The following is a 25,607-nucleotide window of genomic DNA, read 5'->3' on the forward strand; positions in this document are numbered from 1 at the left end:
TCGGCGGGATGAAGCATGTGCGCCGGACGCTGGCCTGCGACAGGGGCATGGCGGCGCTGGAGTTCGCGTTGATCGCTCCAGCGCTGCTGATGCTCGTTTTCGCGATCATCATCTATTCCTTCTGGTTTTCCGCGCTGATGGGCGTGCGCCATGCGGCGGCCGAAGGGGCGCGGGCGGCGATGGCGGGCATGTCGACGGTCGAGCGGACGGCGCTGGCCCGCGACCGCGCGCAGGCGGTGATCGACGGCTATGGGTCGCTGCTGTCGTCGGGTTCTGCGCCGCAGATCGAAGCGGGGGCGGATGGCACGGGCATGTTCAGGGTCAGCGTGAGTTACGACATGAGCGGATCGCGATTGCTGCGCTACGCCGCCTTTATCCCGATGCCGTCGACCGCGCTGGACGCGACGGTGGTTGTCACGAACGGAAGCTACTGACTGGCGCTGTTGCGTGTGCGCAAAAGGGCGGTTCGCAGGGTCGCCAGCAGAGCGTCGATATCGGCGTCGTCCGCGATCTGGAGGTCGATGGCAAGGCCGCCGTTCTTCCCTGCCCGGACCCTGCCGATCCGGTCGCCGTCCAGTATGATCGGCAAGTCGCGCGCTTCGTCGCGGTGGCGGGGTGCGGCGGCTTCGCGGAGGCGCGCCAGCACCGTGGCGGACGGGATCATGCGTTCGTCCTGGGCGGCGAGCGATTGCTGTTCAGCGCCGATCCGCCGCGCTTCGGCGATCATGTCGGCGCGCTGTTCGGGTCGTCGCAACAGCGGGGTGAGCAGTTCTGAATAGCGGACCTTGAGTTCGGCGCGGGTGGCGAAGGCGTCGACGACTTCCTGGGGCAACTGGGCCAGGGCGAGCAGTCGGCTGAGCTGGCTGTTGGACAGGCTCAACGCTTCGGCCATGCGGGACTGCACGCCGCCATAGAAGCGATCGACCGCGTCCTGATAGCTGCGCGCGCGGTCCAGTTCGCAAATGTCGGCGCGCTCGCGATTTTCGATATCGGCCAGCCGGAACGCTTCCTCATCCGACATATCCACGATCAGGGCGCTCAGCCGCAATTCGGGCCGTCCATTATGGTTGAGCCAGTTGATGGCGAAACGTCGTCGGCTGCCGACCAGAAGCTGATAGGGCAGGTCCGCGCCGGGCGGGTTGAGGCGCACGAGCGCGGGGATGCGATTGCCCCCCTCCGTCGCGATGGATTCGATCAACGACCGGCAGCTTTCGGCGTTGAGGGCGGGCTGGTCACGCGGATTGCCGTCCCACACCGCACAGTCCGCCGCGCGCAGGAGCAACGGCGCGCCACTGTGCGCCGCCGTGTCGGCGAAGCTGGTCAAGCGATCGTCCAGGCGCGTCATCGCGGCCTGTTGATCCGCCCCGGCGCGACCGGGTTCATAGGACAAGGTCGTCAATATGTCGCGGATGAAGCCTGCCATCATGAGGTCCCGTTCAGATGTTCAACGCCGATTGCATAGCGCGTCGTTCGCCTTGCCGCGCGCCCAACTGGGTTCGCTTCGGTGCAAATACGCAAAATGCCGTTGCGCGCTGCGGTCAGAAACGGCGGCTGATGGACAGGATGGCGGCGTGGACGCGATGATCGGCTGCATATTCGCCGTTATAGCCGAGCCGCACGGTCGTGCGGCTGTTGTGCGTAGCGGTCACGGCTGCACTCACCAACCCTTCATTGCGCGCCAGCCTGCTGGGGTGAAGGGTGAAGACGGGCAGGTCCCGCGTGGCAAAGCGCGCCTCGATCCGGCTGTCGGGCTGCGCGCGCAATTCGCGCCGCCATTGCGCTTCCAATGTGGGGCGGATGGCCCAGTCGCCCTTGTCGATCGTCGCCGACGCCCGCGCGCCCAAAGTCGAGCGTAGCGACCGGGTGCGATAGTTTGCGACCTCCAGAGCCGCCGCGCCGCCGCCTTCCCGGAATCCGCCGATATCGGCATGTCGGTAATGCATCCCGGCAAAGGGCTGCACCCGCACCGCGCCCGCTTTGAGCATGGCGCCCGCTTCGACGCTGGCACCATAGCCGTCGCCGTCGGCGGCTGCCGTCATCCGATCCGAAAAGCCGGTCCATGTGACCTGACGCCGCAGCTTATATTCCGAGAAATTATAGTTCGCCGTCGCGTCGACATAGAATTTGCCATTCTGATAGCTGGCATAGGGGCCGATCTGGCTGTTGAAGGACGTGATGCGGGGCCGCTGGTCCGGGTCCAGCCGGGCGTCGATGCCGTCAATGCCCAGCGTCGCGCCCACGATAAGGTTCGGGACAGGGCTGACATCGATGGCAAAACGGATCGAACGGCTGTCCGTTCGCGCCTCTGGCCGGTCGGTCCGCCCGTCATATTTCGCCTGCCGTAGCCCGCCGGTCAGCATCATGTGGATGGTGCGGTCGCCACGCACGGGCAGTTCGCCCACCGCATCGAGTGCGATACTGCGCCGTTCGGTCAGATAGTGGCGAATTTCCCGGTCGGCGGCATCCATCGACTGGATCGACAGGCGGGGCAGCAGCGTATAGCTGCGCGCCGTCAACTGGCCCAAAGCATCCGCCCGTTCCCCGGCGGATGGCAAGGCGTCGATGCTAGCCAGCATGGCGGCGCGGTCACTGCCAGCCGGCGGGGCCGTGCTATCGAGCGCGGCGGCAATCGCGGCCTGACCATTGGTCGCGGCATAAAGGCCATAGGGGGCAGCATGAGCCGCCGTCGCAAGCCCCGCCGACACTATGAGCGCGCCCGTAATCGCGGTGCGCCAGGCCGATTTTGGCAAGCCGGAGTGGATGTTGGTCAATTTAATTCCCTTTATTCTGTTGAATTTTGCGCGCACGCAATATTGCGCGGCGGGATGCCAACGATCAGTTGGTCAGCCGCAATTCGCCCATCGGTCGGAATGCGGCATTGAAGGCCGCAAGGCCCGCGACGCTGTCGCCATAGTCCGCGTTCAGCCAGCCCCGCCGCAGGCTGGGCCTGCCCAGATGAGACCCGGCGACCCATTCCGCGCCCTCTTCCCTGGCCAGATGCATGTGCCAGGGTGAATCGACCCCATCCAATATGACGATGGGAGACATGGTGCGGGCCAGCCCGATCAGGTGGCCAATGCGAAGGCGGTTGCGTTCCGATTTATAGGCGGTGCGCATGAACGCGCTGTCCAGCTTTACCGCGTCGGGTGACAGCGCCATCAACTGGGCCATCGATGCCTGACCAGATCCGAAATGACCGACGGCGATGCGCACGCCAAGGTCGCGCAGGGCGCGGACAAAGTTCACGGCGTCGCGCAGATGAGGAATGCCGCTATTGTCGGCAATCTCTATCACCAGCCTGCCGGCCAGTTCGGGGTCGCGCTTCAGCCGTTCAATCGCGTCATTCCACCCGGCCCCTTCCCCCTGAAGGTTCAGCGACAGGCTTTGGCTGGACATGGCGACGCTGAGGCAGGCGGCGGGGTCATTTTCCAGCTCTTCCAGCACATCGGCCAGCAACCGCCGGTCCAGCAGATGCGCCATGCCCAACCGTTCCAGCGCGGCATAGCTGTCCGCGCAATCGGTCTGTTCACCCATATGACCGACGCGGCGCAGCAGCGCCTCATAATAGAGTATGACGCCCGGATCGTCCGGCCGCGCCACGGGCCGCCAGGTGAAGAAGGCGGCTCCCCGCCGGGCCAGCCGCATCAGTTTCGCGGCGGCAACCATGTCCTTGCGATAATGGGTCGTCGCTTCGTCCGACGAAAGGACAGGCTGTGCACCGGACAGGCAGGACAGCGCCAACCGGGCGCGGGCCTGATCGACATGCGGACCTTCCAATGGGGCGTCGGCGGTGTCGATGGAAGCCCATCCTGCCGACACGGACAGGAGCATGTCTTCATCATCCCAGCGGAAGGGTTCGTCCGCCAAGGCGTAGCACAGATTTTCGGTCAGCAGCCCGGCGGGCAGGCACCGCATCGGCACCTGCTGCACCACCAGTTCAACCTCATTGCGATGGATGCGGCACAGGGTCGCGCGTCCGAAATGCCGTTCGGCCAGTCGGCGCAGATGTTCCATCGCCCGCGTCGCCGCATCCTGCCCGAATATGATCTCAATCGGCAGATGGTTGTTCAGCCGGATGACGACCAGCTGGCCGACCGTGCGTGTCGCCATATTGTTCAAGGCGATCCCTTTCCTGATGATGATGCGTTTTCCGAAGGGTTTGAGGAGGCGGCGCGCCCGGCCGCCTCCTCGCCCCGCCCCCGGTCCCCGGCCTGTGAGGGGACAGGGGCTGGGAAAGTGCGCGCGGCTCTGTGGGGCAAGGCCGCGCGCGCCCTCATCACCGACCCAGCAAGCCGCCGAGCAAACCGGTCACAGGTGCAGCCGGGCTGCTGCCGCCGGTTCCGGTGGTCGGAGCCAGGACACCGCCGATCACCCCCGTGACCGGCGCAAGCACGCCGCCGGTTGATCCTTGCGGGCTGAGCACCGAGCCGATCACGCCCGTCAGCGGTGCCGTGGGGCTTCCGCTGCCCCCCGTCGCTGACCCCAGAAGGCCGCCGACCACGCCGGTCACGGGTGCCAGCGGCGAGCCGCCCCCTCCCCCCGATCCGCCGGGCAGTGCGGGCGCGAGTCCGTTGACCGTGTCCAGCACTGGCGACAGCACGCTATCCACGGCGGTCGTCGCCACTGCCGCGACCGGGGCGACGGTGGTGGATAGTTGTTCCACGGCACCGCCTGCCTGCGGACCCAGCAACGCCCCGACCAGATTGCCGACCGGTTGCAGGCCCGCCTCCACTCCAGCCGCCGTCGTTGGCACGGCGACGTTGACGATGGAGCCGGATGTCAGCACATCTGCGGTCAGCAACTGCCCTTGCACGGACGGGGCTGTGGAGGGCAGCAGGTTGACGCCGATCACGCTGTCCGTGGTCGATCCACCGCCCAGCACATTGCCGCCGATATTGGTGCCGACCAGCGACCCTGTGACGGGCGAGCCCGGCGTAGCGCCACCACCTAACGGCCCGGTGAGCGTGCCGACGGTTCCTTCGAGCAGATTGGTCACCGGGGCCAGCGCCCCATCGCCACCGACCAGCGGAGACAGAACCGGAGCCAGCACGCCGTTCACCGTACCCAGCAGCGGAGTGGCAGCCTGATCCACCACCGAAGTCACGGTTGCGACGACAGGCGACAGGCCGGTCGTCACCTGCGTGACGGCGCCGCCCAGCTGATCCCCCAGCAAAGCGCCGGTGAGCGTGCCGACAGGGGCCAATCCCTGCTGAACCGCCTGCGGCGTCGTGGGCAGGGCGACGTCCACCACGGTGCCGTCGCCGGTCAACAGGCCAACGGTCGCGAGCGTGCCTGTCGTCGGCGTCTGGCCAGGCAGGATGTTGACGCCGACAACCGTACCCGGCCCGCTTGGCCCGGTAATGACCTGATCGCCCACGGCTGCCCCGATCAGGGGGCTGCCAAGCGTGGGGCCGGTGGGACCGCCGGGGCCGGTTGGACCACCAGGGCCGGTTGGGCCTCCGGGGCCGGTGGGACCGCCAGGACCAGTCGGGCCACCGGGGCCGGTCGGACCTCCAGGGTCGGTTGGGCCGCCGGGGCCGGTGGGACCTCCGGGACCGGTGGGACCTCCGGGGCCAGACGGACCGCTGGGACCGGAGGGACCAGATGGGCCGGAGGGGTTCTGGCCGCCGCCGGCTCCAATGTCGAAGCCCACGCCGTCAGCGCATGCGGCCAGAAGGAAAAGAGGAATTGCTGTGGCGCACAGAAGGTAGCGCCTGCCGGATTGTATCGGCCCCACAAAGGACATGGAAAATCTCCCTGTTACATCGCGAACGGTTCGCAATGCCCACAGGCTAAGCACGGAAATCCCTGACGGCGCGTTGTAAAACGGCCAATATGGTTATAGTGGATTGGAGAGGGGGCGAAGGATAGCGGGGTCATATGAAAGCCGTTGCGCAGGATACGCAAAGCCCGACGTTTGGGCCATAATTTACGGGAATGGTGTGTTTTTAGTCAAATGATGGGCGGCTTCATGGCCAATCATACGCAATCAGGCCCGAACGACTCTATCCGCCAGCCTATCCATAACGGTTATATTTCTGACCATCTCTACCGCCAGCGCGGTCCCTCGACCCAGGTCACCAGGCTCTGCCGCAAGCCTTTCGTGACGGGCAGCACCCGATGCTGGAGGAAGGACGGGAATATCAGGAGGCTGCCGCGCGGCGCGAAGGTCACGCCGGGCTGTTGCACCTGATAAAATTCGAACGCGCCGCCTTCATAATCCTCTGGCGACGAAAGCTGGACGACGACGGACAGTTTCCGGTCGAATGGACGCCCGGATTCCAGCCAGACGTCATGGTGCCAGTCATATTTGCCATGCTGGTCGCCATGATATTGCGTGAACTGCAATTCATAGGGCGCAACGATGTCCACGCCAAAGTTGGTGCGGTTGGACGCTTCGACAAATTGCATCAGCCGCGCCACGATGTCCTTTTCACGATGAGGGTCGAACCAGCGGACGGTGGATGACCGATAGGTCGCGTCGCTGCGGCTGCTTTCGTTGAAGCCGACGGTCGCCGACTGATCGCCATAAGTGGCGGCGCGGTCGATGATCGCATCGCATTCGGCTGGCGTCAGGGCTGACGGCCAGACCTCCCAGATATTGTTCATGTGGCTCCTCCCACGGTCAGACGCTGGCGCGCGCCCGTTTTGCGTGCACGCAATGTTGCGGGCGTCAGAAAGCGCGCCCTAGTCCGAAGAAGAAGCGCGCCTTGCGGCTGTGGGCGCTGTCGGGACGCTTGACCGGGACCGCGACCTCCGCGCTCGCCCGCCATTTGCCGCCCAGCCCGACGCGGATGCCGCCACCCGCGGAGGCGAGCGACGCATTTTCTGCTGGCAGCGCGTAAAATGGGCGCGCGACGGAATGTGCGACTGCGCCGTCTGCGTAAGCGAACAGCGCGGCGTTTTTGAGCGGGGTGAGTTTGGGCGGCAGGGTCCAGCTGATTTCGGCGGCGGCGGCGGCGGCCTGCTCTGCGGTGCGGGTGCCCAGGCGGAAAGCCATTCCCGCGCCCCTGCCACCCAAGGAGAAACGCTCCGTCACGGGCAGTTTGTCGCGGCTATATTGACCCTTGAGCGAAAGTTTGACGGACAGGCGCTTGGACAGGCCGCGCACCGCCACCGCTTGCATATTCGCTTTGGTGAAGCCGGTTTCGGAAAATCCGGTGAAGGGCTTTGCGCCCAATATGTTCACGCCCCGGCTGATGACCAGCGATGCCGCCTCTCCATCAGTGTCGCTGGCGTGCGACCAGGACGCGCCCAGCCTGATGGCGCGCGCTTTGTAATCGCCGAAGCGCACGTCGAGATAATAGTTGCTGCTGTTCACGCCGTCGAATGACGCGGTGACGGACAGGTTGGTCTTGTTCGATCGAATGAGGGGGTGGCTGAGCGCAATGCCCGCAAGCGTCGCGTCGCCCTTGATCAGGCCGTCGCGTTGCCGTGTTTCGACATGCGCGACATTGCCGGACAGGGTGGTGCCGTTGCTGCCGATCGGGCTGCTGTGGCTGAGCGAATAGAGCTGGTAGCGTTCGGGATAGAAAGGCAGATAGCCCGCGACGCGCGTGCTGTCGCCTTCGCGCAGCAGGCCATTGGCGGTGATCGACAGTTGCGCCTGCACGCCATTTACCACGTTGCTGACGCCGCTATTGTCGATGAGCAGCCCGACCTGAAGCTGCTTGCGCTTGACGATCAGGTCGATGATCAGGTCGCCCGATTTCGCGCCCTGCCGGACCGCCGCGTCGACTGTCTGGCCCGGAATATCGCGCAGCAGCGCCAGGGTCCGCTGTAGCATCGATTTCCTGAGCGGGGCGTCCCGCATCATCCGTTGCATATGGGCGTCGATCAGGCGGGTCGGGGTGCTGGGGGACAGGCCCGCCAAGCGATAGTCGGTCACGCGCCCTTCGACGACCTGGACGATCAACTGGCCAGCGGCGGGGATCTGGGCCGGGATGGACACTGAATAATAAGCGATGTCGCTGCGCGCATAGGCCGCGCCCACCGCCGTCGCCACAGCCTGAAGCGTGTCCCTTGTCAGCGGGCGTCCGACCAGTGGCGCGACCGCCGCGTCCAGATTGGCCACGGGCAGCGACGCGCCCATATATAGGACTTTGGTCAGGCGGATGCTGGCGGCGGGTTCTGCGGCGGGGGAAAGATTGACGGCGGGGGCCGGTTGCCGGGGTGCGGCGGGCGAGGGTTGAATGCCTGGTTCAACGCGGTCGGCGCGGTCGCGGTCGATGGCCGGGGCGTTGGCCGCGCCTGCACCGGGATTGGCGAGTTGCGCGCGGACCGCAGGCGCGCTGGACAGCAGGCAAGCGGCGGCGACCACCGCCAACCCGTCCCACAGCCGTCCCAATCGCATATACAAGCGCCACCCCTGGAAACCCGTCTCTAGAAGCGGCAGGGGTAGAGCAATTCCCCTTCAATTCATCTCAAACTACAACCGCAACGGTGGGGTTGGGGCCGTAACGAGCGGCATTTCGCGAAATCTTCGCCAAAATGGTGCGATTGATGCGCCGATGGTCACGTGGGTCCCGCCTTGCTCGTTAACATGGGTGACTCTGGCCTCCGTCTGACGATGGCTAAGGGGAACGCGGGTCCCCAGCGCTCGTTTCTGGAGCGATCATCTGCATTGGAGGACATCATGGGCGCACAGACCAGTTTTCATCGGATCACACATGGCGGCAGCCGCGACGCGCTGATCGGCGCGGGCATCGGCGCGGGGCTGGCCCTGCTGGGCGCGGCAGGGCGGAAATTCGCGGTGCAGGCACCCACCGCCCTGGCGGGCGACTGGGACAAGGCGCTCGCGATGGAGCATCGGATGGCGCTCGCCCTGTTCGACAAGCTGCAGGAAACCGGCCCGGAAGCCAATGGTCGCCGCGCCATGCTGTTGACCCAGCTAAAACATGCGCTCGGCAAGCACGCGATGGAGGAAGAAAATGCCGTTTACGCGGCGATGCGGCTGGCGGGCATGCAGGAAGAGGCCGACGACCTGACGGGCGAGCATGGCTATGTGAAGCAATATCTGTACGAATTGAGCGACCTGACCAAGGACCATGCCGGTTTTCAGGCGAAACTCGCCAATTTCAGGTCCGACATAGAAGCGCACATCAGGCGTGAGGAGGATGAGCTGTTCCCGCGCCTGAAACATGCGCTCGACCAGGCGGAGAATAGTGGCCTGACGCGCCGCATGAACAAGGAGGGGCTGAAACTGGCCTGATTTACCCGCTGGTTTCAGATTGTTTCAGGCGGCCACGCCTTGCGCCCGCATGGCCGCCGCCTGACGCAAAGCCCCCAGATCGGGAATCCGCAGCCATTTCGCCTGCAGCTCCACCAGGCCGCGTGTCCGCATCAGTTGAAGCGTGCGATTGACGTGGACGGGGGTCAGACCGGTCATGTCGGCAATCTCCATCTGTGTCAGCGGCATCGCGCATTGCTGACCATAGGTGAGGCCCGACCGGCGCAGCCGTTCGAACAATTCCAGCAAAAGATGCGCGACCCGTTCCAACGCCGTCTTGCGACCCAGCGTGACCAGCCAGTTGGTCTGGCGCTCTATCATGTCGTTCAGGCTGAGCCAGAAAGCCGACTGCGTGCCACCAGCCGATGTCGTGGGCGGCCTGCACGGCAAGCAGCTTGCGCGCACATTTGTCAGCGCAACGATGGGTTGGGACGGCTTTCTGCCCAGCGCCCATTGGGGATCGCAATAATCCCCCGGCAAATAAAGCGCAGTAATCTGTCGCCGTCCGTCGGATAATTGCCGATAACGGCAAGCCCAGCCTTCATCGATCTGAAAAATAACAGCAGGCTCTTCATCTTCACGCATCAGAAATTGGTGCGGTCGGAAATGAACATGCGGTTCGCTGGATTCAACTTGGCTCAACATGGACAATTCCCTGTTCAAGCCCCCGCTTCGCTTCTGGACCAATCTGTGTGTGCTATCCTTCACCTATGTTGGTGAGCGAAGGCCAGTGCGATAAAATGCCACATATAAGCGACAAAAATTCCGACCGTTCAGCACCCGTCTATCCGACGCGGCATCTGCGCTGATGCATGTTAGCGCTTCGGGCCGCCGGGCGTGGAACCCAGCGCCGCGATGTGCGCTGAGAGAGTAGCAAATCGGTGCAGCATGTCCCGTCGCGGGCCGTGGCCACATGATGGTGGATATAAACGCACCCTATCATGCATGAGGAATCCACGCCATGGCGAGTATAGCCCAACCTACCCTAGACACCAGGGGGCCGCCCGTTCCCCGCGACCTGAAACATGTCGGGGTGCAGACGGACCTTGAGGTCCAATATTGGTCGCAGCGCCTGCAGGTTTCACGTCGCAGGTTGGAAGAAGCGGTGGAACATGTCGGTCACAGCTTGAATGCCGTCACCGACTATCTGGACCGCAATAGCTGAGGCGGAGCAAAGTTACCGCTCGTCACCCCAGACCATCTTCGTGCCAGCCCTGTTCGCCTATCAGCGGAACGAACATGACCGGGCCTAGCGGCTGCACATCATAACGGTATTCGCTCAACCGGCTGATCTTGTGCAGTCGTTGATGGCCCGGATCGCCGACCGGCATGACCAGATGTCCGCCGATGGCCAGCTGTTCCTTGAGTGCTGGAGGAACATCAGGTCCAGCAGCAGCCACCAATATCGCGTCAAATGGCGCTTCATCGGGCAGGCCCAGCGTGCCGTCGCCCACTGTGATGACGACATTGTCATAGTGCAGCGCGGCCATGCGTTTTTGGGCAAGCTCTGCCAGAAGCTCGTGTCGCTCGATCGCGAATATCCGATCGGCAATCTGCCCGATCACGGCGGCGGCATAACCCGACCCTGCACCGACCTCCAGCACCCGGTCGCCCGGCGCGACTTCAGCCGCTTCGATCATGGCGGCGACGATATAGGGCTGAGAAATTGTTTGCTGCTCTTCTATGGGCAGCGCGGCGTCCTCATAGGCGAGTTCTTCCATTCCTTCGCGCACGAAATATTCGCGAGGGACGATGCGCATCGCCTTCAGCACCCGTGCGTCGAGAATGCCGCGTCCCGCGATCTGGACATCGACCATATGCATGCGGCAATTTTCATAATCGCTCATCATCCTCATCCTGTTGCGCGCAGCCCGGTGCCCGGATCACGGGGAGGCCGCCGACGCTACCGGCCCGGCGGGTCGTGCGGCGCTGGCATGGTGACCGGCCTTAGTCCCTCGCGATCCTCCGCCGCGACCGGCCCGGTTGGGTCAGGGCGATAATGTTCATCGGCCCGGCGTGAGCCGTCGGGATGACGATTGCCCATCAGGTCGGTGGGCCTGTGACCCGGCGACGATGGCGCATTTGCCTGCCCTTTGTTCAGCAGCTTTTTGACCAGGAATCCGGCTCCGGCGAGCAGGGCGAGTTTACGTATCATGATGGTCTTCCTTCTGGCGCTACTGGTTAATGGCGGGTCACTTCGGGCGCGTGAATGAAAGGCATGTCGTCCGGCTCGATCGTCGTGGCATTTCCCGTGGAAAAGAAGTGCTGATCCGCCATGGCATCATCGCGCCACGGATAGGCACGACCGGTTTGCCGATCGAGCGAACGGGCGACCAGCGCGTCGATCACCGCGACCCCGGCAGCCAAGGCGATGGCACCCCATATCGCCCCGCGACGAGGCGCGCGGCCTGCGGCCAGTCCCAGAGCGGCAAGGTCCAGCGCGTCGCCCGCCACGCGGCCCCACATCAGCGTCGAATGAGCGGGCGCGGCCATGAGGCCCGCGCCGGTGATCATCTCACGCGCGCCGAACGCGCGGAGGGTGGCCCGGCCCGTTCGATGGTCGTTTCCCAATGTGCGGGCGATACGGCGAGTTGCTGCGATTTCCGCAACACCCAGCGCCAGCGAGAAAATGCCAAGGCCAAGGCTGATGCGCCGGGGGTCCATGAAAGCCTCCTTATGCTGCTTCTGCCCTGAGCCAACGGTCGCGACGGCTGCACGTTCCCACTGGCTTTCTGCTATTATGCCGCGCAAGGCAGATTGAAGGAAAAGCGCGTCGGGAAGGTGAAGCATTCAACCCGGCCAGCTTCCTGCGCCGGTGGGATCACTCGACGTGCCGACCGTCATGCAGCTTTCGCCCGACCCGCGAGTTGTGCGCAGGATGCTGGAAGATGTTGCAGGGTGGGTCGCGCCGATAGCGACAATGATCGCCGCGATGATGACCGCCGCCAATCTGGGCGCGCGGATCACCGGATGGGGCTTTGTAGTCTTTACCGTCGGTTCGATCGCCTGGTCGGCGGTCGGATTTGCGACCGGCCAGACCAATTTGCTGGCGACCAACCTCTTCCTCATGCTGGTGAACGCCGTGGGGATCTGGCGCTGGCTGGGGCGGCAGCGGGCCTATGAGGATGGCGGCAAGGCGGCGCAGGAAGCGAGCCGCCGTTCTGCCGCGTCCACGCTCTTCACCGCCACGGGGGTGGCGGGCATGCCGATCCACAGCCGGTCGGGCGATCCGGTTGGACATGCGGTGGAAGCGCTGGTCGAATGCGAAACGGGCCGGGTCAGCTATGTGGTGGTCTCTTCGGGCGGCATTGGCGGGCTGCAGGAAAAGCTGCGGGCGGTTGCCCGCGACGACATCCGGTTCGGGTGCGACATGCTGACGCTCACGCTGGGAAATGATGCGTTCGAACGGCTGCCCGCGCTGGACGATGATGCCTGGCCGGCCAAGGCCCCGTCGATGGCGACGGAAAGCGTCTGATAGGGTGACGGCGTTCTAAAAACGCCTCAGGACATGTTCGACACTCTTGTGGGCAGTGGCCGCCTTACCGTCGGCGTCTGCCACTTCCTTTTCCAGGGCGGCGCGGATCGCTTCCACTTCGTTGGCGGAGCGATGCTCAATCCCGATGAACTGCTCCCACGCTGGGCCGATGGCGCGGATCACTTCATCCAGCTTGGCCTGCATCGCCGCTGCGTCGCGATTCTGGCTGTTCTGGATCAGGAACACCATCAGGAAAGTGACGATGGTCGTGCCGGTGTTGATGATCAGTTGCCAGGTGTCCGAATAGCCGAAGACCGGCCCGGTAACGCCCCACATGATAATCGTGCCAAGCGCCAGTATGAAGGTCATGGGCTGACCCGCTGCTGACGCGATGCGTGTGGCGATAAGCGTAAAAATGCGATCCATCATGGCGTCATCCTTCAATCGGTCGTGCATATGCAAACCGGCAATGGTTGGAAACATTTTTTGAGGAAGCGCCAGTGAGCGCATGGTCACGAAATCGCCCAATTGGGAACCACAGCCCGATAACAGCCGTTTGCACCATCTCAAGAGGAGGATTGTGATGGCTGAAGTGCATCGAGACCCTTATGATGGCGACCGCGTGGTCGTTCACAAGAGCCGGACGGGCCGCACCCTTGCGATCGCGTTGATCGTGATTTTGGCGATCGTGGGCATCTTGTTCGCAACCGGCTTCTGGAAAGCCGACGTCAGCGGCGGCGATGTGCCAGAAGTCAGCGTCGAGGGCGGCGCCCTGCCCAATGTCGATGTCGATTCCAAGGAAGTCGTGGTCGGCACCAAGGAGGAAACCGTCGATGTCCCGACCGTTGGGGTCAAGGATAATGGCGAGGAATAAGGTCGGCCCAGCTGATCTTATGATTTGAAATTGAATTGAAAGTGGGTCCCCGGTGATTTGGGGGCCCACTTTTTTTGGCGGGGGGCCAGATCGGCGTACCCCAATGAGCGCATGGTGCATTTTCCCCTTGCCCCTGCGGCTGTCCCATGCACAAAGCTTGCCAATTGCCACGGGGGCGTTCCTATTTTATTGCGCTTCCCCATGCGGTCGCAAGGATGAGTGATGGACGACGTGACGATCCAGGACAGAACAGCCCCGGCATCGCGCCTTTCACCCCAGGAAGTGGGGGAAGGCCTGTCCGTTATTTCCATCGCCAAAAGCTATGACAAGCGGGTGGTGCTGGCCGACGTGTCGCTGACCGTGGGCAAGGGCGAAGTGGTGGGCCTGTTAGGCCCAAACGGCGCGGGCAAGACGACCTGCTTTTATTCGGTGATGGGGCTGGTGCGTCCCGACCATGGTCGCATCATTCTGGACGGGCAGGATGTGACCGGCCTGCCCATGTATCGCCGGGCGATATTGGGGCTGGGCTATCTGCCGCAGGAAACGTCGATCTTTCGGGGCCTGACGGTCGCGCAGAATATCAGCGCCGTGCTGGAATTGGCGGAACCGGACAAGGCGGCGCGCGATGCGCGGCTGGCGCAGTTGCTCGACGAGTTTGGGCTGACGCGGCTGCGCGATTCGTCGGCCATGGCGCTGTCGGGTGGCGAGCGGCGGCGGTGCGAGATTGCGCGCGCGCTGGCGGCGGACCCGTCGATCGTGCTGCTGGACGAACCATTTGCGGGCATCGACCCGCTGTCCATCGCCGACATTCGCGACCTGGTGAAGCAGCTCAAGACGCGCGGCATCGGTGTGCTGATCACCGACCATAATGTGCGGGAAACGCTGGAAATCGTGGACCGCGCCTGCATCATCTATGGGGGACAGGTGCTGTTCACGGGCAGCCCGACCGAACTGGTCGCCAATGCCGAAGTGCGCAGGCTCTATCTGGGCGAGAATTTCTCGCTCTGACATGGCGGGCCGATGCTTCCTTCCTGCTGACGGTGAAGGACGCGGCTGATGGCGCTTGGGCCGCGGCTCGACATACGGCAAAGCCAGTCGCTGGTGATGACGCCGCAGCTACAGCAGGCGATCAAGCTGCTGGCGCTGAGCAACCTGGAGATCGATGCGTTCGTCGCGGGGGAGCTGGAGAAGAACCCGCTGCTGGAAACAGGTGCGTCGGTCGATAGCGCGCCCGATGCCGACGGGATCGACGCGCTGGTCGAAAAGCCCATTTTGGCGGCGGAAACCGGCGGGGTGGACGATCTGATCGGTCAGGGGCGTGGTGAAGCTGACGCGCCGCTGGATGTCGATTATGGCGCGGACATCTTCATCGATGATGGGCCTGCGGACAGGACGGCGAGCGCCGTCGGATCGGGCGGCATGGACATGCTGCCGGGGGGCAATGGGGAAGCGATCGATTTCGACAGCTTCGCCAATCCCGACCAGGGGTTGCAGGAACATCTGATGGATCAGGCGCGCGCCGCGCTGTCGGGCATGGACCTGCTGATCGCTACCCAGTTGATCGGCCAGATTGGCGAAACGGGCTATCTGGAGGCCAATCTGCTGGAAACCGCCCATGGGGTGGGTGTGCCGCTGGCGCAGGTGGAGAGCGTGCTGGCCGTCATTCATGGCTTTGACCCGGCGGGCGTGGGCGCGCGGTCGCTGGCCGAATGCCTGGCGATCCAGGCGAAGGACGCCGACCGCTACGACCCCTGCATGGCGAAGCTGATCGACAATCTGGATTTGCTGGCCAGGGGCGCGCTGCCGCAGTTGCGCCGGATCTGCGGCGTGGATGAGGAGGATCTGGGCGACATGATCCGCGAATTGCGCGGCTATGATCCCAAGCCCGGCCTACGCTATTCGACCGATCGCACCGCACCGATCACCCCGGACCTGTTCGTCAATCCGACGCCCGACGGATGGTCGATCGAAATCAACAGCGCCACCCTCCCCCGCTTGCTGATCAACCGGAGCTATTATGTGGAGCTGGCGTCCGGCCCGCAGGACCGGGCGTCAAAGGCGTGGCTCGCCGAATGCCTGGCGAGCGCCAACTGGCTCGTGAAGGCGCTGGACCAGCGGCAGAAGACGATCATCAAGGTCGCCAGCGAAATCGTGCGGTGCCAGGAGGATTTCTTCAACAAGGGGGTCGCTCACCTGAAGCCATTGACGCTCAGGACCGTGGCGGATGCCATCGGCATGCATGAATCCACCGTCAGCCGGGTGACATCGAACAAATATCTGTCCTGTCCGCGCGGCGTCCATGAGCTGAAATATTTCTTCACCAGCGGCGTTGCTGCGGCGGGCGGAGAAGGCGCGGTTTCAGCCGAAGCGGTGAAGAGCCACATCAAGGCACTGATCGCCGCCGAAGCGCCCGAAGCGATCCTGTCGGACGATACGCTGGTCGACATGCTGCGCGGCAAGGGCATGGACATTGCGCGGCGGACGGTGGCGAAATACCGGGAATCGCTGGGTATTGGATCTTCGGTGCAGAGGCGGCGGCAAAAGGCGCTGAGGGGGAAAGCCGCGTAATCTTCCTATTGCCGCCATCTTTCCGAAAGCCTGTCGCAAGCGAAAGGAACGGACGTCAACTCACCCCAAATGCCGGATGATAATCGACGCGCCCGCCAGGCGACGACCCATCAAAGGAGAGGCGCTGGAAATATTCTGGAGGAACGCCTTCAAGAATCAGATTTGCGTCGGCGGCAAAGCCAAAGCGACCATAATAACCCGGCTCGCCCAGAACCACACAGCCTCTTGCGCCTTGCTCTTTCAAGCTGGCTAGCCCAGCCTCGATTAGCGCGCTGCCGATGCCTTCTCGCTGGCAATCCGGGTCCACTGCGACCGGACCCAAGCCAAACCAGCCATCATTCAGACCATCGATGTTCACTGGCGAAAATGCCACATAGCCTATGATCTTCGCCTCATCGGTCGCGACCAGTGAGACCGTCAGAACATCAGCTTTCCGTAATATCTCGACAATCGCAGCTTCTTTGCCGCTGCTATACTCAGCTTCCAGAAATGCTGAAGTGATGACGGCCCCGATGGCCTCTTGGTCCGCGGATTTTTCAACTCTTATAAGCACATACTTCACATAGCCGCCGCGTCGCACGGCTTCAACGATATTTCTACCCCCTCAAACCAGCCCCAATCGCGTCAATTCCCCCAGCATGGCGCGGGGCATCGCGTCGAGGTCATCCGCCTCGCCCTCGCCCAGGTCGGACGGCGCGTCCTCTCCCTCAAGATAGCGCCAGCCCTGATGCGCCCGTTTCGGCTTGGCCTGCACGGCGATCAAGCGGGGCTGGAGCCTGATCCAGAAACGGCCCTGCCCGGTTTCCTGAAATCCGATCAGCGGACTGCGGCCCACCAGCCTGTGGCCGTGAATCCAGTATAGTGATCCGCCCTCCATCTCCGCCGCGCGCTTGGGCAGGTAGCGGGTCGTGAGGCGCGCTTCGCCTTCATGGCTTTCCAGCCATGCGCGCAGCGTCGCGGGACTTTCGCTGCCAAAGGCGATTTTAGTGATGTGGAGCGGCATGGGGTGAAGATGGGCGCTGGGCGCGAGCGGTCAAGCCCACGGCCCAGATCGTCACGCCCCAGACCGTCATAGGCCCCAGATCGTCGCCAGCCCCAGGAAGGAGAAAAACCCCATCACATCGGTCATTGTCGTAACGAACACCGCCGAAGATACAGCGGGATCGATATTGAAGCGGTCCAGCGTCACCGGCACCAATATCCCCGCCAGCCCCGCCACCAGATTGTTGATCAGCATGGCCATCGCGATCACCAGCCCAAGGTCGGGATTGCCGTAGATCAACCCGACCGCAATGCCGATCAATATCCCCAGCGTCGTGCCATTGGCGCAGGCGATGCGGAATTCGCGCGCAATCTGCCGAATTGTGTTGGAACTGGTGAGCTGATTGGTGGCGAGCGCCCGAACCGCGACCGCCATGGTCTGCGTCCCCGCATTGCCGCCCATGCCCGACACAATCGGCATCAGCACCGCCAGCACGACATATTTGGAAATGGTTTCCTGAAACAGTCCGACCACCGACGCGGCGAGGATCGCCGTCCCCAGATTGACCACCAACCAGGACAGGCGCGTGCGCACCGTTTCCAAAATGGGCTGGTTGATGTCCCCTTCGCCCGCGCCCGACAGGCGCAAAATATCCTCGCCCGCTTCTTCAGAAATGATGTGGACGATGTCATCGACCGTGATCATGCCGACCAACCGACCGCTTTTGTCCACGACAGCTGCGGAAATGAGCGCATATTTCTGGAAGCGCAGCGCGACTTCCTCCTGATCCATGTCGACCGGGATCAGCGTCTGTTCGCGCTTCATCAGGTCGGCCATGGCGATGGGGCGCGGGCAGGTCAGCAGCCAGCTGAGCTGGCACGTCCCAATCGGCTTATGCGCTTCATCAACAACGAAGATTTCCCAGAAATCCCGCGTCAGGTCGCCATTGTCGCGCAGATAGTCGATGACCTGACCCACGGTCATATGTTCGGGCACCGCGACCAGGTCGCGCTGCATCAGGCGGCCGGCGGACTCCTCCGGGTAAGCGAGCGCGCTTTCGATAGCGGCGCGATCTTCCGGCTCCATCGCGTCGAGGACGGCCTGCTGATCGGCCTCCTCCATATCCTCGATGATGGCGACGGCGTCGTCGGTATCGAGTTCGGCGGCAAATTCCGCGACCTGTTCGGGCGCGAGCGCATCGAGCAGGTCGTCGCGGACATAGTCGTTAAGTTCGGACAGAACCTCTGCACCGACCAGATCGCCCAGCGCCGCCGCGACATCGCCGCGCCGGTCGGACGGGGTCAGTTCAAGAAGGTCGGCAATGTCGGCGGGGTGCAGCGGCGAGACCAGGTCGCGCGCGGTTTCCCGGTCGCCTTCCTCCACCGCGTCGAGCACGGCGGACACGAAGTCACGCTTTAGCCGGTCATCCTCGTCATGGCGGGATTCCGTCTGATCTTCCTGCTTGCCGTCAGCAGGCAGTTCGTCCGGCCGGGGCTCGGCCATATCGGCTCGCTCGCTCATCGCGTCCCCTACTGTCCGGTTCCTGTAACATGTCGCTGCTTTTGCTCATGATCGGGATAAATGCAATGCCTCAAAGGTTGATTGAGGCGCTTCCATCCCCGGCTTAACACTCTATATGGACCAACATTTCCCCACTCCCCCGAAAGAGGAGATTTTCATGGCCGACGAAACGCTCACACTCACCCTCGACAGCGGCGGCGACGTCGTGATCAAGCTGCGATCCGACCTGGCACCCGGCCATGTCGAACGGATCACCCAGCTTGCCAAGGATGGATTCTATGACGGCGTGGTTTTCCACCGCGTCATCCCCGGATTCATGGCGCAGGGTGGCGACCCGACCGGCACCGGCATGGGTGGATCGCAATTGCCCGACCTGAAGGCGGAATTCAGCCGCGAACCGCATGTCCGTGGCATCTGTTCCATGGCGCGGTCGTCCAACCCGAACAGCGCGAACAGCCAGTTCTTCATCTGCTTCGACGATGCGACCTTCCTTGACGGCCAATATACCGTTTGGGGCGAAGTCACGTCCGGCATGGAGCATGTGGACGCCCTGCCCAAGGGTGAGCCGCCGCGCACCCCCGGCAAGATCGTGAGCGCCACGATTTCCTGATGATCACGGTGGTTCCGGTTAGAGCGGACTGTAGTTAATCGGAACCACCGCGTTCGGGCTGTTTGAATGAGCCGTTTGTCTCGTTCAAATGTCGAAGCGCGTCCTGAGCGCTTGCTGCAAACTGGCTAAGGGGTCTTTTCATTTCGTCTGACGCGTGGAGTCCGAAGAAGTAGACCCTTCGACAGGCTCAGGGCGAACGGGGGAGAGTGAGGCTTGTTACTCCAGTCAGCCGGAGCCACCTGTGCCCCTGCCCTATTCTGGTGAGGTCGCGTTGATCGCGTCCGCATCGCCCTCGGCTGGCGGCACATAAGGCCCTATCGATTCGATGTGCCAGCGGCGGTCGGCCTTGGTCGATCCCGGCACGTCATTGACTCGGCGCAGCGTGACCTGTCGCAGGGTGTACCAGGGCTTTCCGCTGGCGGCGATGCGGCCATAGACCTGGACCGGCACGACGACATAGAGCGATCCTGCTGCGCCTTCGACCTGGCCGGGGGCACCGACATTCGCGTGGATTTCACTGAAACCCCGGAACCGGCGGGCAAAGAGTTCGTCGTCCTGCGCGCCGATGGCGCTTTCTTCGTTCCACAAGTCCTGCGCGTCGTCGAAGCGGCGTTCTTCCAGCAGGCCATAATAGCCCTGCACGACCTGCGCCGCGCCCTGTGGCCCCTTGGGATCGATCGTTTCTTCTTCCTCGACCGGCTGGCTGGCGGCGGGAAGGCCGCCGGGCGTGCCGGGTTCAGGGGGCGATAGCGGCTCCATCACCGCTTGCGCTTCCGCCCGGAAGGCATTTTCCACCTGCGCCGCGTTCGCGCCGTTCGCCAGATTGTCGATCGCGCTTTCCTCCCGCCCATCACAAGCGGTGAGTGAGAGGCTAGCCAGTAGCGCGGCCGCGCCTGTCCATGCCCGCATCAGTTGCGCCAGCCCCGGCGGCCATCGCGGTTGGACTTGTCCCCGTCGCGCTGATTACCGCCGCGCTGAGCGCCCGGCCACCATTCGCGGGTATTGCCGCGGTTGGAGCGGGATTCTTCCCGAACGACGGGGGGTCGGTTGGGCGTGGCGGTCGCATTGCCTTCACGCTGCTGCCGTCCGCGCCAGCCCTGGCGGTTGCCGTCTGGCCGCTGCTGCGATCCCTGGCGCCAACGGCGACCATCCTCGCCGCGCCGCGCTTCACGACGGCTTTCCCAATAGCGGCGCTGGCCGTCATTCCAGCGGTGACGATGGCCGCGCCGATCATAGACATAATAGCCTGAACCCGGATAATAATAATTATTATACCAGCCGCTATAATAGCCCGGCGCGTAACCGCCCGGACCCCAATAATCGTCATAATAGCCGCCGCCATAATAGCCGGTGCCTACACTCACGCCACCATAATAGCCGTCGTCATAGGCGCAGCCGCCCAAGGTGACTGCGCCGGCAAGACTTATTGCAGCCAGAAACCTCTTTCCGGTCCACGTCATTGCCTCTCTCCTCATATCCATCTGCTGCTGACGATAACGCGGGCCGGTTGAATTGGTTGTGAATGAATAATCACGAAGGCGATTGAGCCGCCCACTATCCGCTATTGCGCAGCGCGGTGGCGATGGCGTTGATCGATAGTTCAATCCCTTCCTTGACGCGCGCATCCTGCTCTCCGCTCCGATGGCGTTTCAGCAATTCGATCTGCAGCAGGTTCAACGGTTCGATATAGGGCAGCCTCAGGCGGATGGACGCGTCCAGCTTCGGGCTTTTTTCCAGAAGGCGCGACTGGCCAGTGGCGGCCAGCAGGCCGTCATGCGTCAGGTTCCACCCTTCCCGGATGCGGTCGAAGATCGCGCGTCCCTGATCCTGATCCTCCACCAGCGGCAGATAATGGGCGGCGATGCCCAGGTCGGACTTTGCCAGCACCATTTCCAGATTGGCGAGGGCTGATCGCAGGAACGACCAGCTTTGCGCCATGTCGGCCAGCAGCGCCTTGTCCTCAAACGCCGCCAGCGCATGGCCCACGCCATACCAGCCCGGCAGCATCACGCGCGCCTGCGACCAGCTGAACACCCAGGGGATGGCGCGCAGATCCTCTATCCGCGTGCTTTTGGTCCGGCTGGCGGGGCGCGACCCGATTTTCAGGCCCGATATTTCCTGAATGGGCGTCAATTCGCGAAAGAAGTCGCAAAAGCCTTCCGTGCCATAGACAAGGTCGCGATAGGCGGCGAAGGCGGTTTGCGACAATTTATCCATGCCATCGGCAAAGCGCCGGGCGTCCCCGTCCGAAATGCCCTCCGGCTCCAGCGTGGCGAGCAGGGTCGCGCTGGTCATCGCTTCCAGATTGGTCATGGCGACATCGCGCGTGCCGAATTTGGCGGCGATCACCTCCCCCTGTTCGGTGATGCGGATGCGGCCCTGCACCGTACCCTTGGGCTGCGCCTGGATCGCGGCGAAGGATGATCCGCCGCCGCGTCCCACTGCCCCGCCCCGGCCATGGAATAGCTGCATCGCCGTTCCCGCCTTCGCGAAGACGGGCGCAAGCGCTTTGCTGGCCTGATATAATCCCCAGGTCGATGTGATGTAGCCGCCGTCCTTGTTGCTGTCCGAATAGCCGATCATGACTTCCTGATGGCCGCGATGTTTCACGATGGACGCGATTTCGGGCAGGTCGAAATAAGCGGACATGATCGCGGGCGCTGCTTCAAGGTCGGCGATGGTTTCGAACAGGGGCACCGCCATGATCGCGGCCTGCGGGGTCGCGCCATCGCTGCCCGCGCGCCACAGCCCCGCTTCCTTGAGCAGGATATTCACTTCCAACAGGTCGGAAACGCTTTCCGCCTTGGAGATGATATAGTGGGTGATGCATTGCGGGCCGTAGATGCGGTGCGCATCCGCCGCTGCCTGCACGATGGCGAGTTCGGACGCGGTTTCTTCCGAATAATCTTCGAACCGGGAACCGAGCGGGCGGGTGCTGGCCAGTTCCCGGCGTAACAAGGCCACGCGCGCAGGCTCATCAAGGGCGGCATAGTCGGGCTCGACGCCGCCGACCTTCAGCAATTCGGCAACGACGCGCTCATGCACGTCGCTATTTTGCCGCATGTCCAGCGTCGCCAGGTGGAAGCCGAAGGTTTCAACCGCGCGGATCAGCCGTCCCAGTGCGCCGCCGCTGGCCAGCGCGCCATTGCCTTCGCTCGCCAGCCCCTGCGCCACTGTGACAAGGTCGCGCCGCAGATCGGCAGGCCCGGCATAGGCTTCACCCTTGAGCGTGGAGGCGCGCGGCGGCTCCTTACCCGTCAGGGCGCGGTAGGTGGCGGCGAGCCGGGCGTAGATGCCCGAAATGGCGCGGCGATAGGGCTCATCCCGACGGCTGGCCGAAGCGTCGCCGCTCCGGTCGGCCAGGTCGATCACCGGCTGCGGCACATGAGCCAGTTCGGTCGACAGCGACAGCTCCGCCCCCAGCGCATGGAGGTCGTCCATATAGTGGCGCAGCGCGACTTCGCAGCCCCGCGCCAGGGCCGACCGCAATTGCGGCGCCTGCACGAACGGATTGCCGTCCCGGTCGCCGCCGATCCAGTTGCCGACCCGCAGAAAGCTGGGCGGGCGCGCGCCCAGCACCCGTTCCCAGCGGGCATAGAGCGCGGGCAGGACGGGCAGGAAAACGTCGCGGAAATAGGTCAGGACATTGTCGATCTCATCCTGCACGAACAGCTTTTCACGGCGCAGCGGCCGGGTTTGCCACAATAGCGCAATCTGGCGGAAAATCGCTTCGTCCAGATTTTCCCCGTCGGGCGTTTCCGTCCGGCCCGCGTCCCGCGACAGCATCAGTTCGGCTATGCGGTTGCGATGGTCGATCATGCTCTTGCGCCGCACTTCGGTCGGATGAGCCGTCAGCACCGGAACGATCAGCGCGTTGGACAGCAGGTCGATCACCGCGTCAGGGCCGATGCCATGCGATTTTAGCTGTTGAAGAGCCGACGCGACATCCGCGCCCGGCTCGGCAGCTACGCCCTGCCGGTCCTCGGCCAGGTTGGCGAGCATTGAAAAGAGCATGAATCCGCGCACGAAGGACAGGGTATCGTCCAGGCTGAGCGCATCCAGCCCGGTGTCGACGACATCGGCACCATGAAGGCCGCGCGCGCGGTCCACCGATGCCGATCGGATATATTCCGTCTGGCGATACAGGCTTTCCCCGCCATAGGCGCGGATGACATCGCCCAGCAGTCGGGCGAGATAGCGGATGTCGGGATTTTGTGCGATCGCAGGGGCGGTGGGGGAAGCGGTTGTAGCCATGGCGCAATGCTGCTCTGCAACAACCGCAGGGTCAACCTTTCGTTGCGCCAACTGCCTGCTGTTCAGTCAGCGCCCTTGCGCGAATCCCACTGCCTGGGCCAAAGGACAGATGTGACCGCCAGCATCAGCATAGGGACCGACGGAAACGGCAACGCCGTTCTGGTCGATGTCGAGGAATTGCTCGCCACCCGTCTGCTCGTCCAGGGCAATTCCGGGTCGGGCAAGTCCCACCTTCTGCGCCGTCTGCTGGAAGAAAGCGCCGCGCTGGTCCAGCAGGTCGTGATCGACCCGGAAGGCGACTTCGTTACGCTGGCGGACGAATATGGCCATGTGGTGATCGACGCAGGCGACTATAATGAGCGCGAGATCGCCAAGATGGCGATGCGGATCCGCGAACACCGCGCCTCTGTCGTGCTGAGTCTGGACTCGCTGGAACTGGAGGCGCAGATGAAATGCGCCGCGACATTCCTGTCCGCCCTGTTCGACGCGCCGCGCGATCATTGGTATCCCGCTCTGGTCGTGGTGGACGAAGCGCAGATGTTTGCGCCCGTGGCCGCGGGCGACGTTTCGGACGAAGCCCGACGCCTGAGCCTGGCGGCGATGACCAATTTGATGTGCCGGGGACGCAAGCGCGGGCTGGCCGGGGTTATTGCGACGCAGCGGCTGGCGAAGCTGGCCAAGAATGTCGCGGCGGAGGCGTCGAATTTCCTGATGGGGCGGACATTTCTGGACATCGACATGGCGCGCGCGGCTGACTTGCTGGGCATGGAGCGGCGTCAGGCGGAACAGATACGCGACCTTGAGCGCGGGCGGTTCCTGGCGCTTGGCCCCGCCATCTGTCGCCGTCCGGTCGCGGTGAAGATCGGCGCGGTGAAGACCAGCACGCGGGGCGGGACGCACAAGCTGATGCCCCCGCCGGTGGCCGCGACTGGCGACCTGCAGGAGTTGCTGTTCGCCGGACCCGGAGAGGAGGATGCGCTTCCCCCTTCCCCCCCGCGCGCCGATCCGCCGCCGCTGCCCGCCGAGGAATTGATGCGTGCGCTGGCCGCGACGCCTTCCGCCAAGCCCGCCGCGCCGGAACTCGATTTTGGCCAGAATGAGCCGGTCGTGATTGCGGTGCTGGAGGAAATCGTCGCTGACCTGGGGGAATCGCAGCCGAGCGTGTCGACCCTCTATCAGGATTTCGGGGTGCGGTGCCGGATGAAGGGGCTGCGCCTGCCTCCGCTGGATCTACCCGCATTCCGCAAACGCTTTGCCATGGCGCAGGCGGGGATGTTCGATGCCGCCGATCCCCGATGGGGCGACGCGATGCGCGCCGCCGAACCGCTGCCCGAAGACATGCTGGCCCCGTTCCTGCTGGTCGCCCGTGCCGCGATGGAGGGCATGCCCTGCCCCGGCGACGCGGCGTTGGCGCGCGCCTATGGCACCAGTTCGCCGGGCCGTGTGCGGCGGCTGATCGATTATATGGAAAAGCTGGGCGTCATCGTCGCGCGAACCGACTTTGGCGGGCGGCGATCCATCGGCGTCCCCCAACTGGGCCTGAGCACGGCGGCGGCAGAGGGATGACGGCGTCGGTCCTGTTCGTCTGCCTGGGCAATATCTGCCGGTCTCCGCTGGCGGAGGCGGCATTGCGCGCCGAAGCGGAACGGGTTGGGTTGCCGATCACGGTGGACTCGGCGGGCACCGGGGACTGGCATGTCGACTGTCCGCCCGACCCGCGTGTGCAGGCCGTGGCGCTGCGCAATGGCGCTGATATTTCCCGCTATCGCGGTCGACAGGTCATGGCGCAGGATTTTCACCGCTTCGACCATATTTTCGCGCTGGATCGGGAGAATCTTCGCAATTTGCGGCAGATCAGACCGTCGAATGGAACGGCTGAGCTGCGGTTGTTGATGGACATTGTCCTGGGTCGCGAGGGGACTGATGTCATGGACCCCTATTTTGGCGATGAAGCGGGGTTTGACGAGACTTGGGACGACGTGACGCGTGCGGCCAGGGCGATTGTTGAGCGGTTGACTGATTGACTGACGCGACCAGTGCTCCTGCGGAGGCAGGAGCCTAGTTCCGCCGTTTCAACTGGGCTCCTGCCTTCGC

General features: G+C 63.8%; 27 protein-coding genes. 10 read left to right on the top strand and 17 right to left on the bottom strand.

Features of this window, described 5'->3' with window-relative positions:
* The first annotated feature begins 8 nt into the window (after nucleotides 1-8).
* Complete coding sequence (locus FHS54_RS15250; protein ID WP_167305000.1) at nucleotides 9-434, top strand: TadE/TadG family type IV pilus assembly protein; 426 nt, start codon at nucleotides 9-11, stop codon at nucleotides 432-434.
* Here the strand turns inward: FHS54_RS15250 and FHS54_RS15255 are convergent.
* The 6 genes from FHS54_RS15255 to FHS54_RS15285 all read right to left on the bottom strand — a co-directional run bounded on the left by FHS54_RS15255 (nucleotide 428) and on the right by FHS54_RS15285 (nucleotide 8,353).
* Entirely contained in the window at nucleotides 428-1,426 is a 999-nt protein-coding gene (locus FHS54_RS15255) for a ParB/RepB/Spo0J family partition protein (RefSeq protein ID WP_243855794.1), read from the bottom strand. The genes FHS54_RS15250 and FHS54_RS15255 overlap by 7 nt on opposite strands.
* A 112-nt stretch (nucleotides 1,427-1,538) precedes the next feature.
* Nucleotides 1,539-2,771, bottom strand: a complete 1,233-nt coding sequence (locus FHS54_RS15260) for an autotransporter outer membrane beta-barrel domain-containing protein (RefSeq protein ID WP_243855795.1) — start codon at nucleotides 2,769-2,771, stop codon at nucleotides 1,539-1,541.
* Between the two features lie 64 nt (nucleotides 2,772-2,835).
* On the bottom strand, nucleotides 2,836-4,110 hold the full coding sequence (locus tag FHS54_RS15265; RefSeq protein WP_243855833.1) for an EAL domain-containing protein: 1,275 nt from the start codon (nucleotides 4,108-4,110) through the stop codon (nucleotides 2,836-2,838).
* A gap of 166 nt (nucleotides 4,111-4,276) precedes the next feature.
* The gene (locus tag FHS54_RS15270) at nucleotides 4,277-5,377 is read right to left on the bottom strand and encodes a hypothetical protein (RefSeq protein ID WP_341785985.1); all 1,101 of its coding nucleotides are present in this window, start codon (nucleotides 5,375-5,377) and stop codon (nucleotides 4,277-4,279) included.
* 671 nt (nucleotides 5,378-6,048) lie between these two features.
* The gene (locus FHS54_RS15280) at nucleotides 6,049-6,609 is read right to left on the bottom strand and encodes a 2OG-Fe(II) oxygenase (RefSeq protein WP_167305002.1); all 561 of its coding nucleotides are present in this window, start codon (nucleotides 6,607-6,609) and stop codon (nucleotides 6,049-6,051) included.
* Between the two features lie 64 nt (nucleotides 6,610-6,673).
* Nucleotides 6,674-8,353 carry a ShlB/FhaC/HecB family hemolysin secretion/activation protein gene (locus FHS54_RS15285; RefSeq protein ID WP_167305193.1) on the bottom strand — a complete coding sequence of 560 codons (1,680 nt, stop codon included), beginning with the start codon at nucleotides 8,351-8,353 and terminating at the stop codon, nucleotides 6,674-6,676.
* A 282-nt stretch (nucleotides 8,354-8,635) separates the two neighbouring features.
* Here FHS54_RS15285 and FHS54_RS15290 point away from each other — a divergent pair, with 282 nt between their 5' ends.
* Nucleotides 8,636-9,211, top strand: coding sequence for a hemerythrin domain-containing protein (locus tag FHS54_RS15290; RefSeq protein ID WP_167305003.1), 576 nt, complete (start codon nucleotides 8,636-8,638; stop codon nucleotides 9,209-9,211).
* 24 nt (nucleotides 9,212-9,235) lie between these two features.
* Here the strand turns inward: FHS54_RS15290 and FHS54_RS15295 are convergent, their stop codons facing one another.
* Entirely contained in the window at nucleotides 9,236-9,874 is a 639-nt protein-coding gene (locus FHS54_RS15295; RefSeq protein ID WP_167305004.1) for a Crp/Fnr family transcriptional regulator, read from the bottom strand.
* A 316-nt stretch (nucleotides 9,875-10,190) separates the two neighbouring features.
* Here FHS54_RS15295 and FHS54_RS15300 point away from each other — a divergent pair, with 316 nt between their 5' ends.
* Nucleotides 10,191-10,394: a DUF3606 domain-containing protein gene (locus tag FHS54_RS15300; RefSeq protein WP_167305005.1), complete on the top strand. Its 204-nt coding sequence runs from the start codon at nucleotides 10,191-10,193 to the stop codon at nucleotides 10,392-10,394.
* 22 nt (nucleotides 10,395-10,416) lie between these two features.
* Here the strand turns inward: FHS54_RS15300 and FHS54_RS15305 are convergent, their stop codons facing one another.
* From FHS54_RS15305 to FHS54_RS15315, 3 genes are read right to left on the bottom strand one after another with little or no spacing between them, the layout of a single operon-like run.
* Nucleotides 10,417-11,079: a protein-L-isoaspartate(D-aspartate) O-methyltransferase gene (locus FHS54_RS15305; protein WP_243855796.1), complete on the bottom strand. Its 663-nt coding sequence runs from the start codon at nucleotides 11,077-11,079 to the stop codon at nucleotides 10,417-10,419.
* 53 nt (nucleotides 11,080-11,132) lie between these two features.
* The gene (locus FHS54_RS15310) at nucleotides 11,133-11,384 is read right to left on the bottom strand and encodes a hypothetical protein (protein ID WP_167305006.1); all 252 of its coding nucleotides are present in this window, start codon (nucleotides 11,382-11,384) and stop codon (nucleotides 11,133-11,135) included.
* Nucleotides 11,385-11,410: 26 nt separating this feature from the next.
* The gene (locus FHS54_RS15315; protein WP_208405059.1) at nucleotides 11,411-11,893 is read right to left on the bottom strand and encodes a hypothetical protein; all 483 of its coding nucleotides are present in this window, start codon (nucleotides 11,891-11,893) and stop codon (nucleotides 11,411-11,413) included.
* A 256-nt stretch (nucleotides 11,894-12,149) separates the two neighbouring features.
* Here FHS54_RS15315 and FHS54_RS15320 point away from each other — a divergent pair, with 256 nt between their 5' ends.
* Complete coding sequence (locus tag FHS54_RS15320) at nucleotides 12,150-12,704, top strand: PRC-barrel domain-containing protein (RefSeq protein WP_167305195.1); 555 nt, start codon at nucleotides 12,150-12,152, stop codon at nucleotides 12,702-12,704.
* A 15-nt stretch (nucleotides 12,705-12,719) separates the two neighbouring features.
* Here the strand turns inward: FHS54_RS15320 and FHS54_RS15325 are convergent, their stop codons facing one another.
* On the bottom strand, nucleotides 12,720-13,130 hold the full coding sequence (locus tag FHS54_RS15325) for a low affinity iron permease family protein (RefSeq protein ID WP_167305196.1): 411 nt from the start codon (nucleotides 13,128-13,130) through the stop codon (nucleotides 12,720-12,722).
* A gap of 157 nt (nucleotides 13,131-13,287) precedes the next feature.
* On the opposite strand from FHS54_RS15325, the gene FHS54_RS15330 reads away from it, so the two are divergent.
* From FHS54_RS15330 to rpoN, 3 genes are all read left to right on the top strand, one after another.
* Nucleotides 13,288-13,578 (top strand): hypothetical protein, encoded by a 291-nt coding sequence (locus FHS54_RS15330; protein ID WP_167305007.1) that lies wholly within the window; start codon nucleotides 13,288-13,290, stop codon nucleotides 13,576-13,578.
* Between the two features lie 222 nt (nucleotides 13,579-13,800).
* A complete protein-coding gene (gene lptB, locus FHS54_RS15335; protein ID WP_167305008.1) occupies nucleotides 13,801-14,586 on the top strand; it encodes an LPS export ABC transporter ATP-binding protein in 786 nt (261 codons plus the stop codon).
* Between the two features lie 48 nt (nucleotides 14,587-14,634).
* Nucleotides 14,635-16,146, top strand: coding sequence for an RNA polymerase factor sigma-54 (rpoN, locus tag FHS54_RS15340; RefSeq protein WP_167305009.1), 1,512 nt, complete (start codon nucleotides 14,635-14,637; stop codon nucleotides 16,144-16,146).
* A gap of 55 nt (nucleotides 16,147-16,201) precedes the next feature.
* On the opposite strand, the gene FHS54_RS15345 is transcribed toward rpoN, so the two are convergent.
* The 3 genes from FHS54_RS15345 to mgtE form a co-directional block, all read right to left on the bottom strand.
* The gene (locus FHS54_RS15345; RefSeq protein ID WP_341785986.1) at nucleotides 16,202-16,708 is read right to left on the bottom strand and encodes a GNAT family N-acetyltransferase; all 507 of its coding nucleotides are present in this window, start codon (nucleotides 16,706-16,708) and stop codon (nucleotides 16,202-16,204) included.
* 42 nt (nucleotides 16,709-16,750) lie between these two features.
* The gene (locus FHS54_RS15350) at nucleotides 16,751-17,149 is read right to left on the bottom strand and encodes a DUF1489 family protein (RefSeq protein ID WP_167305010.1); all 399 of its coding nucleotides are present in this window, start codon (nucleotides 17,147-17,149) and stop codon (nucleotides 16,751-16,753) included.
* Between the two features lie 66 nt (nucleotides 17,150-17,215).
* Entirely contained in the window at nucleotides 17,216-18,649 is a 1,434-nt protein-coding gene (mgtE, locus tag FHS54_RS15355) for a magnesium transporter (RefSeq protein ID WP_167305011.1), read from the bottom strand.
* Nucleotides 18,650-18,806: 157 nt separating this feature from the next.
* Between mgtE and FHS54_RS15360 the strand changes: the two genes are divergently transcribed.
* Nucleotides 18,807-19,259 (top strand): peptidylprolyl isomerase, encoded by a 453-nt coding sequence (locus tag FHS54_RS15360; protein WP_167305012.1) that lies wholly within the window; start codon nucleotides 18,807-18,809, stop codon nucleotides 19,257-19,259.
* 252 nt (nucleotides 19,260-19,511) lie between these two features.
* On the opposite strand, the gene FHS54_RS15365 is transcribed toward FHS54_RS15360, so the two are convergent.
* The 3 genes from FHS54_RS15365 to ppc form a co-directional block, all read right to left on the bottom strand.
* The gene (locus FHS54_RS15365) at nucleotides 19,512-20,168 is read right to left on the bottom strand and encodes a hypothetical protein (protein WP_167305013.1); all 657 of its coding nucleotides are present in this window, start codon (nucleotides 20,166-20,168) and stop codon (nucleotides 19,512-19,514) included.
* The gene (locus tag FHS54_RS15370; RefSeq protein ID WP_167305014.1) at nucleotides 20,168-20,719 is read right to left on the bottom strand and encodes a hypothetical protein; all 552 of its coding nucleotides are present in this window, start codon (nucleotides 20,717-20,719) and stop codon (nucleotides 20,168-20,170) included. Before FHS54_RS15370 ends, FHS54_RS15365 begins: the two co-directional genes overlap by 1 nt.
* Before the next feature lie 94 nt (nucleotides 20,720-20,813).
* Nucleotides 20,814-23,513, bottom strand: coding sequence for a phosphoenolpyruvate carboxylase (gene ppc / locus FHS54_RS15375; protein WP_167305015.1), 2,700 nt, complete (start codon nucleotides 23,511-23,513; stop codon nucleotides 20,814-20,816).
* Between the two features lie 111 nt (nucleotides 23,514-23,624).
* Here ppc and FHS54_RS15380 point away from each other — a divergent pair, with 111 nt between their 5' ends.
* The gene (locus FHS54_RS15380; RefSeq protein ID WP_167305016.1) at nucleotides 23,625-25,079 is read left to right on the top strand and encodes a helicase HerA domain-containing protein; all 1,455 of its coding nucleotides are present in this window, start codon (nucleotides 23,625-23,627) and stop codon (nucleotides 25,077-25,079) included.
* Nucleotides 25,076-25,537, top strand: coding sequence for a low molecular weight protein-tyrosine-phosphatase (locus tag FHS54_RS15385; protein ID WP_167305017.1), 462 nt, complete (start codon nucleotides 25,076-25,078; stop codon nucleotides 25,535-25,537). The genes FHS54_RS15380 and FHS54_RS15385 overlap by 4 nt, the downstream gene beginning before the upstream one ends.
* Nucleotides 25,538-25,607 lie beyond the last annotated feature (70 nt).

The sequence above is a fragment of the Sphingobium vermicomposti genome (assembly GCF_011762025.1).
GTDB classification, from domain to species: Bacteria; Pseudomonadota; Alphaproteobacteria; order Sphingomonadales; family Sphingomonadaceae; genus Sphingobium; species Sphingobium vermicomposti.

Bases quoted from the DNA above. Each gene is read 5' to 3' on its own strand.
- FHS54_RS15250 (WP_167305000.1), top strand. From the start codon at position 9: ATGAAGCATGTGCGCCGGACGCTGGCCTGCGACAGGGGCATGGCGGCG.
- FHS54_RS15255 (WP_243855794.1), bottom strand. From the start codon at position 1,426: ATGATGGCAGGCTTCATCCGCGACATATTGACGACCTTGTCCTATGAA.
- FHS54_RS15265 (WP_243855833.1), bottom strand. From the start codon at position 4,110: ATGGCGACACGCACGGTCGGCCAGCTGGTCGTCATCCGGCTGAACAAC.
- FHS54_RS15280 (WP_167305002.1), bottom strand. From the start codon at position 6,609: ATGAACAATATCTGGGAGGTCTGGCCGTCAGCCCTGACGCCAGCCGAA.
- FHS54_RS15285 (WP_167305193.1), bottom strand. From the start codon at position 8,353: ATGCGATTGGGACGGCTGTGGGACGGGTTGGCGGTGGTCGCCGCCGCT.
- FHS54_RS15290 (WP_167305003.1), top strand. From the start codon at position 8,636: ATGGGCGCACAGACCAGTTTTCATCGGATCACACATGGCGGCAGCCGC.
- FHS54_RS15295 (WP_167305004.1), bottom strand. From the start codon at position 9,874: ATGTTGAGCCAAGTTGAATCCAGCGAACCGCATGTTCATTTCCGACCG.
- FHS54_RS15300 (WP_167305005.1), top strand. From the start codon at position 10,191: ATGGCGAGTATAGCCCAACCTACCCTAGACACCAGGGGGCCGCCCGTT.
- FHS54_RS15305 (WP_243855796.1), bottom strand. From the start codon at position 11,079: ATGATGAGCGATTATGAAAATTGCCGCATGCATATGGTCGATGTCCAG.
- FHS54_RS15310 (WP_167305006.1), bottom strand. From the start codon at position 11,384: ATGATACGTAAACTCGCCCTGCTCGCCGGAGCCGGATTCCTGGTCAAA.
- FHS54_RS15315 (WP_208405059.1), bottom strand. From the start codon at position 11,893: ATGGACCCCCGGCGCATCAGCCTTGGCCTTGGCATTTTCTCGCTGGCG.
- FHS54_RS15320 (WP_167305195.1), top strand. From the start codon at position 12,150: ATGATCGCCGCGATGATGACCGCCGCCAATCTGGGCGCGCGGATCACC.
- FHS54_RS15325 (WP_167305196.1), bottom strand. From the start codon at position 13,130: ATGGATCGCATTTTTACGCTTATCGCCACACGCATCGCGTCAGCAGCG.
- FHS54_RS15330 (WP_167305007.1), top strand. From the start codon at position 13,288: ATGGCTGAAGTGCATCGAGACCCTTATGATGGCGACCGCGTGGTCGTT.
- lptB (WP_167305008.1), top strand. From the start codon at position 13,801: ATGGACGACGTGACGATCCAGGACAGAACAGCCCCGGCATCGCGCCTT.
- rpoN (WP_167305009.1), top strand. From the start codon at position 14,635: ATGGCGCTTGGGCCGCGGCTCGACATACGGCAAAGCCAGTCGCTGGTG.
- FHS54_RS15350 (WP_167305010.1), bottom strand. From the start codon at position 17,149: ATGCCGCTCCACATCACTAAAATCGCCTTTGGCAGCGAAAGTCCCGCG.
- mgtE (WP_167305011.1), bottom strand. From the start codon at position 18,649: ATGAGCGAGCGAGCCGATATGGCCGAGCCCCGGCCGGACGAACTGCCT.
- FHS54_RS15360 (WP_167305012.1), top strand. From the start codon at position 18,807: ATGGCCGACGAAACGCTCACACTCACCCTCGACAGCGGCGGCGACGTC.
- FHS54_RS15365 (WP_167305013.1), bottom strand. From the start codon at position 20,168: ATGCGGGCATGGACAGGCGCGGCCGCGCTACTGGCTAGCCTCTCACTC.
- FHS54_RS15370 (WP_167305014.1), bottom strand. From the start codon at position 20,719: ATGACGTGGACCGGAAAGAGGTTTCTGGCTGCAATAAGTCTTGCCGGC.
- ppc (WP_167305015.1), bottom strand. From the start codon at position 23,513: ATGGCTACAACCGCTTCCCCCACCGCCCCTGCGATCGCACAAAATCCC.
- FHS54_RS15385 (WP_167305017.1), top strand. From the start codon at position 25,076: ATGACGGCGTCGGTCCTGTTCGTCTGCCTGGGCAATATCTGCCGGTCT.